Consider the following 15197-nt stretch of genomic DNA (forward strand, 5'->3'; position numbering starts at 1 on the left):
TTCGTATGTGTTCTCAGACCGAAGTCATACCATCAAAGGTTAACTATGGACGGTAAACCTTGACATTCTTAAAGCCTTGCTCTTGCAAGTAAAGTGCTTGCAGACGGCTCATTACACCACGGTCACAATACAGTAGGTACTCTTTACCTTGGTCAAGGTCACCAAACTGAGTCGCTAGCTTGTAGAAAGGTAGGTGCTTCACTTCAACACCGTCGATTTCTAGTGGGCTTTCGTCTTCTTCGTCTGGGCTACGGATATCTAGAACGATAGCGTGCTCAGCAACAGCCTGAACTTGTTCAACTTCAGGCGCTTGCTCTTGGCTCTCTTTCTCAATGTCACGAATATCCATAACACGAGCGTTCTCGATCACTTGATCCAGCACTTCAAAGTTAAACTTAGCTTCTTCTGCTTCTAGTTTACCTTTCTTCGCTTTCACTGTTGGCTTCTTAGAGATAACACCACAGTACTCTGGCATTACTTTCGCAAAGTCTTCAGTACCGATGATACGAGAAAGGTCGATGATGTCTTCTTTGTCCCAGTTGATAAGAGGACGAAGGATCAACGTATCTGTCACGTTATCGATATGACGAAGGTTAGTTAGTGTTTGGCTAGAAACCTGACCTAATGCTTCACCTGTTACTAGCGCTTCAATACCAAAACGCTCTGCAACCATACCACCAGCACGCATGAACATACGCTTAAGAACAACGCCCATTTGGCCGTCTTCTACGTTCTCAAGGATCTCAGCAACAACCGGTTCGAAGTCTACAGAGATGAACTTCACTTTTGCAGATGAACCGTATTTGTTCCATAGGTAGTGAGCTACTTGCTTAACGCCAATCTCATGCGCAGGGCCACCAAGATTGAAGAAACAGTAGTGAACCTTAGAACCGCGTTTGATGTGCAGGTAGCTTGAAACGCCAGAGTCGAAACCACCAGAGATCAAGCTTAGTAGGTCTTCTTGAGTACCAAGAGGGAAACCACCAAGGCCTTTATGACGAGCCAGTACTTGGTTAAGTTTGTCGTTAGCCACTTCAACATTAACGGTTACGTCTGGGTTCTTAAGTCGAACTTTCGCTGAATCAACGGCTTGGTTTAGACCGCCGCCTACGTAGCGCTCTAGCTCGATAGACGTAAAGTCATGCTTACCACGACGCTTAGCACGAACAGAGAAAGTCTTGCCTTCAATGTCAGCACGGCTGCGTTCTAGTACTTGCTCGTAAATATCGTGCAGGTCTTTGAATTCAGACTGTTGAACTTCAAGAGAGTGGTGAATACCAGGAGTGTGAGTCAGAGCCTCTAACACTTCTGTGTAGTACTGGTCACTCTCAGACGTCACTTCGATATGATCGCGACGGTTGAATACCGCAACACTTTCACAGCGACGCTGAATAACGTTACGAATGTTGCACTCTAGAATCCTTGTGAAGCGCTTACGCACCGATTCACTTTTTACAAAAATTTCCGGATGGGGCTTAACAATAAATTTCATAGTACTTTCACAACATTAATGTTCAAAATTTTTAAAAGGCTCTTCGCCAAGTAAATTAGAGAATTTACACAGCACTTGAAGCAAGAGTAGATCATATCTAAATCTAAGGGCGCGAATTATACATGAGAAAGTGAAACAAGGAAAAGAGTGCTTGCTTAGGCACCATTAATAAATACGCACCTTATTAAAAATAGCACCTCTGCTCGCTATCGACAGTTTGATGGATGTACAACGCAATGATCAGCTAAGAACTCACGAACAAAAGAAAAAACCCAACCTCATCATAAGGTTGGGCTTTCTAGTTTATTTAATCACTCGATATAACTCAGATCTCGATACTATTGAGAGATAGCTGGGACTTCTTCACTGTATAGCGGCTCGCCCTGCATGATGCTGATCTCTACGCGACGGTTTAGGCTGCGTTGCCATTCAGTATCGTTCGGCTCTACTGGCTCGGTGTCTGCCATACCACGTACTCTCAAGCGTTGATGAGAGAACCCGCGAACCTTCTCCATCTCTTGAGCAACAGATACTGCTCGCTGTGATGATAAGTCCCAATTCGAACGATACAGCTCAGAATCAAGTCTTTGGTTATCGGTGTGTCCTGAGATTCGAACAATGCCCGGAACATCTTTCACCAGTTCAGCCACCTGTCTCACCAAAGGTCGGAACTTAGGCTGTAGGAAAGCAGAACCCGATGGGAATGCGCCCTTCTCACGAATTCGAATCACAATCTGTTGGCCAAGGTTTTCCACCTCAATCGCGCCTTGGTCGATTTCTCTTTCCAACGCCTTCTTGATGCTCTCCATCAAGGTTTCCATCTCTTGCGATTGAGCTTCAGCCTGTTGTTGCTGTTGGTCTGACTCAGAGTTTTGATTGTCGTGAGTCGAAACCTCTGGCGACTTGCCTCCGGTCATCTTGCCTTGGTCGCGCATGGTGCCACCAGCACGCTCAGATTCACCTTCATGAAACTCCAGCGTCTGCTGAGTAATATCAATGGTTTGCTGCATGATCACATCAATCGGTGTCGGCTCTGGACGACCAGGGCGAAACTCTTGTGCAATAATGCTGGTCCCTTTCGGGATGTCTTTTACTTCTAAGCGGTTTTGTACACCAAACGCAAACTTCATCGAGCCCGCGATCTGTTTAAACTTCAGTACGTCCATCTCAGAGAATGAGAGCAGCAGTACGAAGAAACACATCAGCAGTGACATCAAGTCAGCAAATGTCCCCATCCATTGAGGTAACCCCGGAGGAGGACATTTACATGGATTCTCTTCATCCATCTTAAACTCCTCTTACGCCGGTTCACCATCAATCGTGCGCTTACCTTCGTTGAGGTAGCTCTTGAGGTAACCATCAATAACTCGTGGGTTCTGGCCATCTTGAATTGCTAACACGCCATCCATCACCAAACGACGGTTAAGTGTCTCTTGGTCACGACGTAGCGCAAGTTTGTCGGCAATTGGGAAGAACACCATGTTCGAAAGAATCGCACCATATAGGGTGGTTAAAAGTGCCACCGCCATCGCAGGACCGATCGCTTTAGGATCATCCATGTTCGAAAGCATGGCTACCAGACCCACCAAGGTACCAATCATGCCCATCGCAGGGGCAACATCACCGAATGCAGAGAACACTTTCGCACCCTGCTCGTGACGCTCTGTCGTTAATGCGATGTCTTTTTGCAGTGCAGCGCGCACCACATCACCATCATGGCCATCCACCAATAAGTCGATGCCCTTTTGCATGAAGCTGTTGCTGATTTCCATCTCTTCAAGTGCTAAGAAGCCACCTTTACGAGCAGCGTCTGCCATCTCTACCACTTTCGCGATCAGATCTTCAGGCTCGTCAGCTTTAAACATAAATGCTTTGCCAGCGATTTTGGTCGCACCAAAGAATTGTCCCATGGTGAACTTCATCAGAACAACAAACGTTGAACCACCAACCACGATCAAAATGGATGTCGTGTCATAGAACATCCCGAGGCTTCCACCTAGGATCATTGCCATGATTACAAAGGCAAATCCACCAATCAAACCTATTAGGGTTGCTAAATCCACTGAGCACTCCTCATGCTTTTTTGTAGCTCTATGTCGACGATAATCTTTTTATCGGCAAGACTGTAAGATCTTTTAGTTAATTCTTGGCCTAAGTATCACACTTTTCGTTTTTGAATCACAACTATTAGCTTACTTTGGCCTTATCCGTAGCGCATAAACTCGTTAAAGCTAAGGTTATTCAATCAAAGTGAGTTCAAGCCCCTTAAAAACGAACTTTCTAGCAAAATTTCTTGGTTACATTTGACCATCTCAACGGCCTAGGGTAACGTTCGTTCATCTTTCCAAACGCAGATTTATTATGGCTACTAAGAAACCTGAAAATATGAGCTTTGAAGCGGCTATCGAAGAGCTTGATGGCTTGGTTGATCAACTAGAAAATGGTGATCTAGCTTTAGATGATGCGCTGAAAAAATTCGAACGAGGCATCTCCCTCGCTCGTGCTGGTCAAAGTAAACTAAACGACGCTGAACAGCGTGTTAGCATCCTACTGCAAAATGATGAAAATGCAGAACTGAGTGACTTTAACCCACAACCTGAATAACAAATTGTATGAGATCCCCTATGATCGAGACGTTATTGTCTTATCAAGCACGTAATAACGAGCAACTGAACCTTTGGCTTGACCGCCTGCCACACCAAAATCAGAACCTAATCAACGCGATGCGTTATGGGTTACTTTTAGGCGGCAAACGCGCACGTCCGTTTCTTGTCTACATTACAGGGGAAATGCTCGGTTGCACCGCAGAAGAACTCGACACTCCAGCATCTGCAATCGAATGTATTCATGCCTATTCTCTGATTCACGACGACCTTCCAGCAATGGACGACGATGAACTGCGTCGTGGCCATCAGACTTGTCACATCAAATACGATGAAGCAACGGCAATTTTAACTGGCGATGCACTACAAACTCTCGCGTTTACTATACTTGCGGAAGGCACATTAAGTGCTGACGGGGAAAGCAATCGCGTTCGAATGATTCAACGCCTAGCAGAAGCGTCTGGTGCACAAGGTATGTGTATTGGACAAGCTCTTGATATTGAAGCTGAAAACCGCTCTGTCACGCTAGAAGAGTTAGAAGAAGTTCACCGTAACAAGACTGGCGCTCTAATGAAGAGTGCGATTCGTTTAGGTGCTCTTGCTGCTGGCGAAAAAGCGTTCGAAGTGATGCCTCAATTAGATAAGTACGCCGATGCAATCGGGTTAGCCTTCCAAGTTCAGGATGATATTTTAGATATCATTAGCGATACCGAAACTTTGGGTAAACCACAGGGCTCTGACCAAGATTTGAACAAAAGCACCTACCCTTCTTTGCTAGGTTTAGAGGGCGCTCAAGAAAAAGCGCAAACTCTGCTACAGGAAGCGCTTCAAGCTTTGGCTGCAATCCCATACAATACCCAGTTACTCGAAGAGTTCGCCCGATACGTCATCGAGCGCAAGAACTAAGACAATAAGCGCGCATTACCTATGACTCTTGATATATCAAAGTACCCAACTCTTGCTTTGGCTGATAAGCCAGAGGATTTGCGTCTACTTCCAAAAGAGACGCTTACACAGCTTTGTGATGAATTACGTACCTATCTTCTTAACTCAGTGAGCCAGTCAAGTGGTCACTTAGCATCAGGCTTAGGGACAGTAGAGCTAACAGTTGCTCTACACTATGTGTACAACACGCCTTTCGACCAGTTGGTTTGGGATGTTGGCCACCAAGCATACCCACATAAGATTCTTACTGGCCGTCGTGACCGCTTATCGACTATCCGTCAAAAAGATGGACTGCATCCATTCCCATGGCGTCAAGAGAGCGAATACGACACGCTTTCTGTTGGTCACTCTTCAACATCGATCAGTGCCGGACTCGGTATGGCGATCAGTGCGAAGAAAGAAGGCAAGAATCGTAAAGTCGTCAGTGTCATTGGTGATGGCGCGATTACCGCAGGTATGGCCTTCGAAGCGATGAACCACGCGGGTGATATTCACAATGACATGCTGGTTATCCTTAACGATAACGAGATGTCGATCTCTGAAAACGTCGGTGCTCTGAACAACCATCTAGCTCAAGTTCTTTCTGGCAGTCTTTACACGTCAATTCGTGAGGGTGGCAAGAAAGTGCTATCGGGCGTTCCGCCGATTAAAGAGCTGGTTCGTCGTACAGAAGAACATCTAAAAGGCATGGTTGTCCCTGGCACCATGTTTGAAGAATTAGGTTTTAACTACATTGGTCCGGTTGACGGTCACGATGTGAATGAGCTGATTAAAACGCTGAAGAACATGAGAGACCTTAAAGGCCCTCAGTTCCTGCATATCATGACCAAGAAAGGCAAAGGCTACGAGCCTGCTGAGAAAGATCCAATTGGTTATCACGGCGTTCCTAAATTCGATCCTGCACACTCAAGTCTGCCTAAGAGCACCAGCTCTAAACCAACTTTCTCTAAGATTTTTGGCGACTTCCTGTGTGATATGGCCGCGCAAGATCCTAAGCTAATGGCGATCACGCCAGCAATGCGCGAAGGTTCTGGCATGGTACGTTTCTCGAAAGAATACCCAGAACAGTACTTCGATGTAGCGATTGCTGAGCAACACGCAGTGACACTAGCAACGGGTATGGCGATTGCGGGTGATAAGCCAATTGTGGCTATCTACTCGACTTTCCTACAACGTGGCTACGATCAACTGATCCACGATGTTGCTATCATGGATCTACCGGTTATGTTCGCGATTGACCGTGCAGGTCTTGTCGGCGCGGATGGTCAAACACACCAAGGTGCGTTCGACTTAAGCTTTATGCGCTGCATTCCAAACATGGTGATCATGGCGCCAAGCGACGAAAACGAATGTCGCCAAATGCTATACACAGGCCACCAGCACACAGGTCCAAGTGCCGTTCGTTACCCTCGTGGTAATGGCATGGGTACAGAGATTCAAAGTGAGTTTACTGCGCTAGAAATTGGTAAAGGTCGTATCGTTCGCGAAAGCGAAAAAGCAAAGGATGGCTCGAAAGTCGCTATTCTTAGCTTTGGTACTTTCCTTGAGAGTGCACTTCAAACGGCTGACGCTATTGATGCGACAGTTGCTGATATGCGCTTTGTGAAGCCCCTCGATGAAGCTCTGATCAAACAACTTGCTGCTGACCACGATGTACTTGTGACAATCGAAGAAAACGCTATTGCAGGTGGTGCCGGTGCGGGTGTGATTGAATTCTTGATGAAAGAAAAGCTACTGATGCCAGTATTGAACCTTGGTCTACCAGACAAGTTTATTGCTCAAGGTACTCAAGGCGAACTGCATGAAGAGCTTGGCTTAGATGCTAAAGGCATAGAGAAGTCTATCTCTGATTACCTTGCTAAATAGCTTTCACAAGCAAACGGCATAAGCAACAAATCAAAAAAGGTTGGCCCTAGGGTCAACCTTTTTAGTATCCGCTAACTCGTTAGCTAAACCTTATAGCTCCACTAACTTTCGCTTATCCAAACTTGTAGCCCAAACTTAGCAACAAGGCTTAAGTACTGGTGCGTCATAGTTCTCTGGTTCATCAGAGTAGATAGCAACGTTGAAGTTCTCAACCAAGCCAGTCTCTTCAACACACTGCTCTTGGAAGAACTGCTGAATCTCACGACGTTGGCAATGCGCTTCAAACGCTTCGTTGTCCGCCCAGATCTCATTGAAAGCAATCGGGAAACTCTGACCTTCTGCAAACGGGCTCTTAATGTGACGAGTCACCGTGTACTGGATACAACCATCTTCACGCATTGTATTTGGTTCTAGAGACTTTAACACTTCAAACAACTCGTTCAATTTGCCTTCTTTTGGCTGAAATTGAGCAACACAGTAAACCTTCTTAGACATTGTAATTCCTTGTTTTTATCTATTATTGTTCGTTCTCTGGGTATTGATTCTTAAACAAGCCAACCTGAAAAATGAGCCACTGCATACAGCGAAATCGCCGCCATAATACCCGCCACGATATCATCAATCATGATACCTAAGCCGCCGTGAACTCGCTTGTCTAACCAACCAATTGGCCAAGGCTTTACCATATCGAAAAAACGAAACAGAACAAAGCCAGCGAATAGCCATTTCCAATCATTAACAGGAATACCCAACAACGGTACTAGGCCCATGGTGATCCAAAAGCCAGCAAACTCATCCCACACAATAGAGCCGTGATCGTGCACGCCCATGTCATCAGAAGTCACTTGGCATATTTTGATACCAATAATGCAGCTCACAACCACAAGAATGACATAAATAGGGAAAGGTAACTGAACCAGCAATAGATAAAATGGGATCGACGCAAGCGTGCCCATGGTGCCGGGAATAATAGGCGATAAGCCACTACCAAAACCCGTTGCCAATAAGTGCCAAGGATTTTTAAGAGAAATAAGAGAAAGTGGGTTTGTCATCAATTAACCTTAAAGTGATCGTAACCAGTTAAGTTCCAGCTTAGTGGTTCACCATTATTGTGTAATTCAAAATATTCTACAGGTCTTATCTGGCCAATGCAGGTGACTTTTGTGCCAGTGTGTGACAAAGCACTTTCCAGTGAACCTTTATTTTCTTCCGGCACAGTAAAGCAGAGTTCGTACTCTTCACCACTGGTAAGCGCATACTGCTGTGCAGAAGCGATATCGGAAGAAAACTGGCGTAATTCAGCGGAGATAGGCAACGCACTCACATCAATGCTTGCACCGACCTGAGAACGCTTAAGGATGTGTTTTAAATCAGCAATAACACCATCAGAGATATCGATGGCAGACGAAGCAAGATTCACTAATGCTTGACCCGCCAAAACTCGTGGAGTGCTCAGGTAGTGTCTCTCTTCAAGCTCTAACGCATAAGGCTTAGCTTTGTTCTGTTCAGGGTCTAATATCACCTCTAGTCCCGCTTTGCTGTCGCCTAAGTTGCCCGTTACGTAAATCCAGTCACCCACTTTCGCGCCATCTCTGCGTAGTGCTCGACCTTCGGGTACAAAGCCCTGCACAGTCAGCGTTAAACTCAACGGTCCTTTGGTCGTGTCACCACCAATAAGTTGAATTCCAAAGTAGTCTGCAAGTTTGAAAAAAGAATCACAGAAGGGAGCAAGCCACGCTTCATCGACTTCAGGCATGGTTAACGCAAACGAAACCCAGGCAGGCGTCGCGCCCATAGCCGCGAGATCACTGATATTCGAAGCCAAAGCTTTGTGTGCCACCCATGCCGGATTCGCCTCTGCTAAGAAGTGAGTGCCCGCCACTAAGGTGTCCGTACTGATCGCGATCTGAACATTACTTGGCGCTTTGACCAAAGCACAGTCATCGCCCGCAGCCAGATGTACGTCTTTACGTTGTGGTTGTCGATTTACAAAATATTTCTCAATCAGGTTAAATTCGCCAGACATCACATGCCCTATCTTTAGTCTTCATACAAATCACCGTAATTATTAATATTACAGAAATTTAGTTACAAAAAAGGCCAGCATAAAAGCTGACCTTTAGATTCAATATACGAACGTCTTATTTCTTACGAACGTGCGGTGCAGCTTTATCAAGCACACCGTTAACAAACTTATGACTGTCTTCTGCTGCGAATACTTTCGCAAGCTCGATAGCTTCGTTGATAACCACTTTGTATGGTACATCTTCGCGACGAGTCATCTCGTACATAGCTAAACGTAGAAGCGCTAGTTCCATCAAATCCAGATCTTGCATAGGGCGAGATACGAATGGACGAAGCTTGCTATCAAGTTCCATGTGGCTAAGAGCAACACCAGTTAGTAGGTCGCGGAAGTATGCAACGTCTGTTTCTGGCATAGCTAGAGCAGGTTCTGCGGCATGATGCTCTTCTTCATCATACTTACCACCAGATAAGAACTGTTCTTCAACGGTAGCAATATTTTCTTTAGTAATTTGCCAAGAATAAATTGCTTGTAGAGCAAATTGACGTGCGTTACGACGTGCGGCTGGTTTCACACTGGCCCCCATTAGGAATCGATTTCAGAAAGAACGTTGATCATCTCAAGTGCGCTAAGTGCTGCTTCTGCACCCTTATTACCAGCCTTGGTTCCTGCGCGTTCAATAGCTTGATCGATCGTATCAACAGTAAGAACACCAAACGCTACTGGAAGAGAAAATTCCAGAGACACTTGTGCCAAACCTTTATTACATTCACTACAAACATAGTCAAAGTGAGGTGTACCGCCACGGATTACTGTACCAAGAGATACAATCGCATCGAACTTACCTGTTTTTGCAACGCGCTGCGCTACAAGTGGAAGTTCTACTGCACCAGGGCAACGAACAACAGTGATGTTGTCTTCGCTTACTTGTCCATGACGCTTTAAAGTATCGATTGCACCAGAAAGTAAACTTTCGTTAATAAAACTGTTGAAACGAGCAATAACGATAGCAATTTTTGCATTTGGCGCTGGGAAGCCACCCTCGATCACTTTCATAAGCCTTCCTTTAACTATTTTCATCAAGTGAGAATCGCCGGATTCTAGCACAAAACTGTGAGCAATATCTAATGCTAATTTAGAAGAACAGACACCGGAGATGTAAAGATGATAACGCAGCGCTGCTGCTAACCTTATCGGAGCAGCAAGTAGCCAAGCTTGTGTATTCAACACGTTTTGAATCGGGCTTGGCTACTTTGCTCTTTTATCGAAATTAACCTCTAAAAGAACCACTGAAATCATCGGTAAATTATGTCGCTATAAACGGACAAACGTCGGCTTACTCGCAAACGTATTCAACAACGTTAAGGCCAAAACCACCCAATGCGTGGTAACGCTTAGTGCTTGAAGAAAGCAGACGCATATCGTGAACGCCTAGGTCTTGAAGGATCTGAGAACCCACACCAACACGACGAGAAGTACCTTGCTTCTTAGCCATGGTTGGTTGCTCATTCTTATCTTGAGCTTCGAACGTCTTCACTTTGTGGATCAAAGAATCAGACGACTCCTCGTTACCCAGAATAACCAACACACCGCCTTCGTCGCCAATGCGATTCATCGCTTTATCTAGCGACCAACTACGCTCGGTACCGCGATCAGAATGAAGCAGATCGGTAAACGTATCATGCAGGTGAACACGCACTAAAGGAGCGCCTACAGACAAGTCGCCCTTTTGCATTGCGTAGTGGATCTGGTTATCAATCGTGTCACGGTAAGTCACAAGTTCAAAGTCACCAAACTCTGTTGGCAAATGGCATTGTGCTACACGTTCAATTGTCGTTTCTGTGTTGTTGCGGTATTCAATCAAGTCAGCAATGGTGCCTAATTTGATATCGTGTTTTTCAGCGAAGACTTCAAGATCAGGGCGACGTGCCATGGTGCCGTCGTCATTTAGGATCTCAACAATAACAGATGCTGGCTCACAGCCTGCTAGACGAGCTAAATCACAACCTGCTTCTGTATGACCAGCACGAGTTAACACGCCACCTTCTTGAGCAGTCAGAGGGAAGATATGGCCAGGTTGAACTAAGTCTGCCGCTTTTGCGTCTTTTGCTACTGCCGCTTGAACGGTAACAGCGCGGTCTGATGCAGAAATACCCGTTGTTACGCCCTCAGCAGCTTCAATTGAAACCGTAAAGTTCGTCGTGTATTGAGCATTGTTGTCTTGAACCATAGGCGCTAGACCCATGCGATTTGAACGCTCTTTGGTCAATGTAAGACAGATTAAGCCACGGCCATACATCGCCATGAAGTTAATCGCTTCTGGCGTAACATGTTCTGCTGCCATGATCAGATCGCCTTCATTTTCGCGATCCTCATCATCCATCAGGATAACCATTTTTCCTAGGCGAATGTCTTCAATAATTTCTTGAGGAGTACTAATTGGCATTGTTCTATATCCTTTGAAATGGTTCTGCTTCCTAGAACCGACACTATTTAAACCTGATGATATTGCTCGCTTTTACAAAGTGATGTTTAGTGCACTTTGTACCAACGGTTAGGCAAAACCATTCTGCTGTAAGAATTCCATCGTCAGTCGAGATTCAGGCTCAGACTCTTGCTGCTGGCCTTGCAGTAAACGCTCCATGTAACGCGCTAATACATCAACTTCTAGATTCACTTTGCGACCAACATTGAATTGATCAATGGTCGTTTCTGAAGAGGTGTGGGGAACGATCGTCAGCTTAAAGGCATTCTTGCGTAAGTCATTCACCGTCAGGCTAATACCATCAACGGTGACTGAACCTTTTTGAGCCACGTATTTTGAGATCTCTGCTGGCATTTCAACCCAGAACTCAATCGCACGACCGACTTGGTTACGCTCAACAATCTCACCCACGCCATCAACGTGACCCGATACTATATGACCACCGAAACGCGTGGTCGGTAGCATAGCTTTCTCTAGGTTGACCTTATCGCCAGCTTGGTAATCGACAAAACCCGTTTTTTTCAGGGTCTCAAGCGAAAGGTCTGCACTGTAGCTGTGGTCGTTATACTCAACTACGGTCAAACAAACACCATTGGTCGCGATACTGTCGCCTAACTTAACGTCAGCCATATCAAGATTACCAACATTAACCGTTACGGTGATGTCTTCTCCGCGGGGAGTGATTGCACTCAATGTACCTACGGCTTCTACAATTCCTGTAAACATTTTAAAACTCTTTTTGTTGTCAACGACACGTATGCTGTTGGAATGACTATTTCTACTGTGGTTTCGTCGCGATAATAGGTTTCGCGACGATGCGAATATCCACACCAACCTGTCGAACATCTTTAATTTCTAGGTCAATCACATCAGACATTGAAGTAAGCCCTAATGCGCCCATCAAACCTCGTCCGTCATTGCCCATTAGTTTAGGTGCTAAATAGAGGATTAGCTCATCCACTAACTGCGCTTCAATCAAGCTTTTTGCCAATGTCGCACCCGCTTCGACCCAAATATGATCAATATGGTTCGCTGGCAATTGACGCATCAGATCGTGTAAATCGAGCTGACCTGCATCTGTGGTTCCGACTTCAATATCAGCAGAGGTTTCAGCGACTCTCAATACCGATGTTGGAGTTTGGAATAACTTGAGCTCAGGATACAGTTGATTTTGGCGATCAAGAATTACGCGAATTGGCTGACGCAACTCGTCTTCAACGTAATTTGTTTTGGTACTGCTTGGCAACTCTGCCCAACGAACATTCAGCGACGCGTTGTCTTCAATCACCGTTTGGCTGGTTGATAGCACCGCGCCTGATTTTGCTCGGTAGTTCTGAACGTCACGACGCGCTTCTGGCGACGTGATCCACTGGCTTTGACCATTTTCCAATGCCGTTTGGCCATCAAGGCTAGCGGCCATTTTTAACTGAACAAATGGCATGCCCGTTTGCATACGCTTGATAAATGCAGGATTTAAATCGAGAGCATCTTGCTCTAACAAGCCGATTTCAACCTCAATGCCTGCGTCGCGTAGCATCTTGATACCACGGCCTGCGACTTTAGGGTTTGGGTCCTGCATGGCACAAATCACTTTTGAAACTTGAGCCTTAATCAAACCTTCAGCACAAGGTGGTGTTCGACCATAGTGCGAACAAGGTTCTAGCGTGACATAAGCGGTCGCACCTTTTGCCTTGTCACCCGCCATTCTCATCGCGTGTACTTCGGCATGAGCTTCGCCAGCTTTGGCATGAAAACCTTCGCCAACGATCTGACCGTCGGTTTGTACGATGACACAACCCACATTCGGGTTGGGTGCAGTGGTGTAAATGCCGCGTTTTGCTAACTGAATAGCACGCGACATCATTTGAAAATCTAGGGGAGTAAAGTTAGACATGATTGAGGGGTTAGTCCTCTAATTTAGCGATTTCTTCGCCAAACTCTCGGATGTCTTCAAAGCTGCGGTAAACAGAGGCAAAACGGATGTACGCCACTTTATCCAATACTTTCAATTGACCCATAACAAGATTACCAATCATCTCGCTTGGTACTTCACGCTCACCAGTTGCACGGAGTTGTGACTTAATCGTACTGATCGCAAGTTCAATGGCATCAGCACTCACTGGGCGTTTTTCTAGGGCGCGCTGTACACCACCGACCATTTTATCTTCATTAAATGGTTCGCGGTTTCCATTCGACTTTATGACTTTAGGCATCACAAGTTCTGCCGATTCGAACGTCGTAAAACGTTCACTACATGCAAGGCATTGACGGCGACGACGAACCTGATGACCATCGGCTACCAGTCTTGAATCGATTACTTTAGTGTCGTTCTCTGAACAAAAAGGACAATGCATATCACCTCCAAATAATTGAATATCAGTGTAACGGAATTGCCAAACGTTAGGAAAGAAAAAGGGCCAATTAAGGCCCTTTTGTGTGGTGATTCATTGATTATTGCTACTCAAAAGCAATTTCAAAAATGAGCTGAGGAATAAAATTAACGGCCAGCGTTAACCACGAACCAAATAGTTCGCTTTGCCCACCCATTTGTAACTTGCCAGTTCTTCTAAGCCCATTGGACCACGAGCATGCAGTTTCTGGGTAGATACTGCGACTTCAGCGCCTAAACCAAACTGTGCGCCATCGGTGAATCGTGTTGATGCATTCACATAGACTGCAGCTGAGCCGACTGAGTTAATAAAGCGCTCTGAGCTCTCTAGACTATTCGTCATAATCGCATCTGAGTGGCTCGCATTGTGTATGCGCATGTGGTCAATCGCTTCTGCCACATTAGCGACTACTTTCACACCTAACGTGTAGCTTAGCCATTCAGTGTCAAAGTCGCCTTCAACTGCATCACGTTGGTCTTCAAAACCTGCTAGCAGAGATTTTGCACTAGCATCGCTAACCAAGGTTACCTTGCCTGCTAAACGCTGTGTTAGCTGAGCTAAGAAAGCTTCAGCAACCGCTTCATGCACTAGCAATGTATCTAACGAGTTACACGCAGATGGGCGTTGTACTTTAGAGTTTTCAACCACATCAACAGACTTCTCAAGATCAGCGCTTTCATCAACAAAGATATGGCTGATACCAAAACCACCAATGATCACTGGAATGGTGCTGTTCTCTTTACACATCTTGTGCAGGCCAGCGCCACCACGAGGAATGATCATATCCACGTAATCATCCAACTTAAGCAGTTGAGAGACTAATTCACGATCAGGTTTTTCGATATATTGAACTGAAGCGGCAGGAAGTTCCGCTTTCTCTAATGCAGACTGGATGACTTTAACCAGCTCCATGTTTGAGAAGAATGTCTCTTTGCCGCCGCGTAGGATGCTTGCGTTACCTGTTTTCAAACACAGAGCCGCAATATCGATAGTTACGTTCGGACGCGCTTCATAAATAACACCCACCACGCCAAGTGGTACACGACGACGAGACAATGACATACCGTTTTCCAGTACCTTGCTGTCAATCTCGCTGCCGACTGGATCATTCAGGCTAATCACGTTACGTACATCGTTAGCGATACCCGTTAGACGCTCTTCGTTCAACGATAGACGATCAAGCAGTGCATCAGTTAGACCTGCTTCTCGGCCTAATTCGATGTCTTTCGCGTTCGCTTCTAAAATCGTTGCTGCGTTGGCTTCTAGCTCATCAGCGATGATCGCCAATGCTTTATTCTTTTGCGCCGTAGATGCGGTCGCTAGGTGGAAAGCAGCATCTTTTGCTGCGATACCCATGTTAGTTAAATCCATGTTTAACTCTCCCTAAATTCTG

16 protein-coding genes are annotated in these 15197 nt (G+C 45.7%); 3 read left to right on the forward strand and 13 right to left on the reverse strand.

From position 1 onward, the window contains the following. Window positions 1-43: 43 nt before the first annotated feature. The 3 genes from thiI to pomA all read right to left on the reverse strand — a co-directional run bounded on the left by thiI (window position 44) and on the right by pomA (window position 3555). A complete protein-coding gene (thiI, locus tag ITG10_RS04040; protein WP_026084499.1) occupies window positions 44-1492 on the reverse strand; it encodes a tRNA uracil 4-sulfurtransferase ThiI in 1449 nt (482 codons plus the stop codon). 338 nt (window positions 1493-1830) lie between these two features. Further along, window positions 1831-2778: a flagellar motor protein MotB gene (locus ITG10_RS04045; RefSeq protein ID WP_017633412.1), complete on the reverse strand. Its 948-nt coding sequence runs from the start codon at window positions 2776-2778 to the stop codon at window positions 1831-1833. 12 nt (window positions 2779-2790) lie between these two features. Then, entirely contained in the window at window positions 2791-3555 is a 765-nt protein-coding gene (gene pomA / locus ITG10_RS04050) for a flagellar motor protein PomA (protein ID WP_004734406.1), read from the reverse strand. 298 nt (window positions 3556-3853) lie between these two features. Here pomA and xseB point away from each other — a divergent pair, with 298 nt between their 5' ends. From xseB to dxs, 3 genes are read left to right on the forward strand one after another with little or no spacing between them, the layout of a single operon-like run. After that, complete coding sequence (gene xseB / locus ITG10_RS04055) at window positions 3854-4096, forward strand: exodeoxyribonuclease VII small subunit (protein ID WP_004734405.1); 243 nt, start codon at window positions 3854-3856, stop codon at window positions 4094-4096. A gap of 20 nt (window positions 4097-4116) precedes the next feature. After that, the gene (ispA, locus tag ITG10_RS04060) at window positions 4117-5001 is read left to right on the forward strand and encodes a (2E,6E)-farnesyl diphosphate synthase (RefSeq protein ID WP_012604642.1); all 885 of its coding nucleotides are present in this window, start codon (window positions 4117-4119) and stop codon (window positions 4999-5001) included. Between the two features lie 21 nt (window positions 5002-5022). Continuing rightward, complete coding sequence (gene dxs, locus ITG10_RS04065; protein WP_017633413.1) at window positions 5023-6906, forward strand: 1-deoxy-D-xylulose-5-phosphate synthase; 1884 nt, start codon at window positions 5023-5025, stop codon at window positions 6904-6906. 135 nt (window positions 6907-7041) lie between these two features. Here the strand turns inward: dxs and ITG10_RS04070 are convergent, their stop codons facing one another. The 10 genes from ITG10_RS04070 to ITG10_RS04115 all read right to left on the reverse strand — a co-directional run bounded on the left by ITG10_RS04070 (window position 7042) and on the right by ITG10_RS04115 (window position 15175). Next, window positions 7042-7401, reverse strand: a complete 360-nt coding sequence (locus ITG10_RS04070; RefSeq protein ID WP_017633414.1) for a putative quinol monooxygenase — start codon at window positions 7399-7401, stop codon at window positions 7042-7044. 50 nt (window positions 7402-7451) lie between these two features. Next, window positions 7452-7958, reverse strand: coding sequence for a phosphatidylglycerophosphatase A (gene pgpA, locus ITG10_RS04075; RefSeq protein WP_029222743.1), 507 nt, complete (start codon window positions 7956-7958; stop codon window positions 7452-7454). Further along, window positions 7958-8932 (reverse strand): thiamine-phosphate kinase, encoded by a 975-nt coding sequence (gene thiL, locus ITG10_RS04080; protein WP_017633415.1) that lies wholly within the window; start codon window positions 8930-8932, stop codon window positions 7958-7960. Before thiL ends, pgpA begins: the two co-directional genes overlap by 1 nt. Before the next feature lie 115 nt (window positions 8933-9047). Continuing rightward, window positions 9048-9515 (reverse strand): transcription antitermination factor NusB, encoded by a 468-nt coding sequence (nusB, locus tag ITG10_RS04085; RefSeq protein WP_004734399.1) that lies wholly within the window; start codon window positions 9513-9515, stop codon window positions 9048-9050. Further along, window positions 9515-9985, reverse strand: coding sequence for a 6,7-dimethyl-8-ribityllumazine synthase (gene ribE / locus ITG10_RS04090; protein ID WP_004734398.1), 471 nt, complete (start codon window positions 9983-9985; stop codon window positions 9515-9517). The genes nusB and ribE overlap by 1 nt, the downstream gene beginning before the upstream one ends. Before the next feature lie 280 nt (window positions 9986-10265). Further along, window positions 10266-11375, reverse strand: a complete 1110-nt coding sequence (gene ribBA / locus ITG10_RS04095; RefSeq protein ID WP_017633416.1) for a bifunctional 3,4-dihydroxy-2-butanone-4-phosphate synthase/GTP cyclohydrolase II — start codon at window positions 11373-11375, stop codon at window positions 10266-10268. Window positions 11376-11483: 108 nt separating this feature from the next. Further along, on the reverse strand, window positions 11484-12140 hold the full coding sequence (locus tag ITG10_RS04100; protein WP_004734396.1) for a riboflavin synthase: 657 nt from the start codon (window positions 12138-12140) through the stop codon (window positions 11484-11486). A gap of 52 nt (window positions 12141-12192) precedes the next feature. Then, window positions 12193-13308 (reverse strand): bifunctional diaminohydroxyphosphoribosylaminopyrimidine deaminase/5-amino-6-(5-phosphoribosylamino)uracil reductase RibD, encoded by a 1116-nt coding sequence (gene ribD / locus ITG10_RS04105; protein WP_128644457.1) that lies wholly within the window; start codon window positions 13306-13308, stop codon window positions 12193-12195. A gap of 10 nt (window positions 13309-13318) precedes the next feature. Continuing rightward, the gene (nrdR, locus tag ITG10_RS04110; protein ID WP_017106265.1) at window positions 13319-13768 is read right to left on the reverse strand and encodes a transcriptional regulator NrdR; all 450 of its coding nucleotides are present in this window, start codon (window positions 13766-13768) and stop codon (window positions 13319-13321) included. A 156-nt stretch (window positions 13769-13924) separates the two neighbouring features. After that, on the reverse strand, window positions 13925-15175 hold the full coding sequence (locus tag ITG10_RS04115; protein ID WP_017633418.1) for a glutamate-5-semialdehyde dehydrogenase: 1251 nt from the start codon (window positions 15173-15175) through the stop codon (window positions 13925-13927). Window positions 15176-15197 lie beyond the last annotated feature (22 nt).

The organism is Vibrio sp. ED004, from assembly GCF_023206395.1.
Lineage (GTDB): Bacteria > Pseudomonadota > Gammaproteobacteria > Enterobacterales > Vibrionaceae > Vibrio.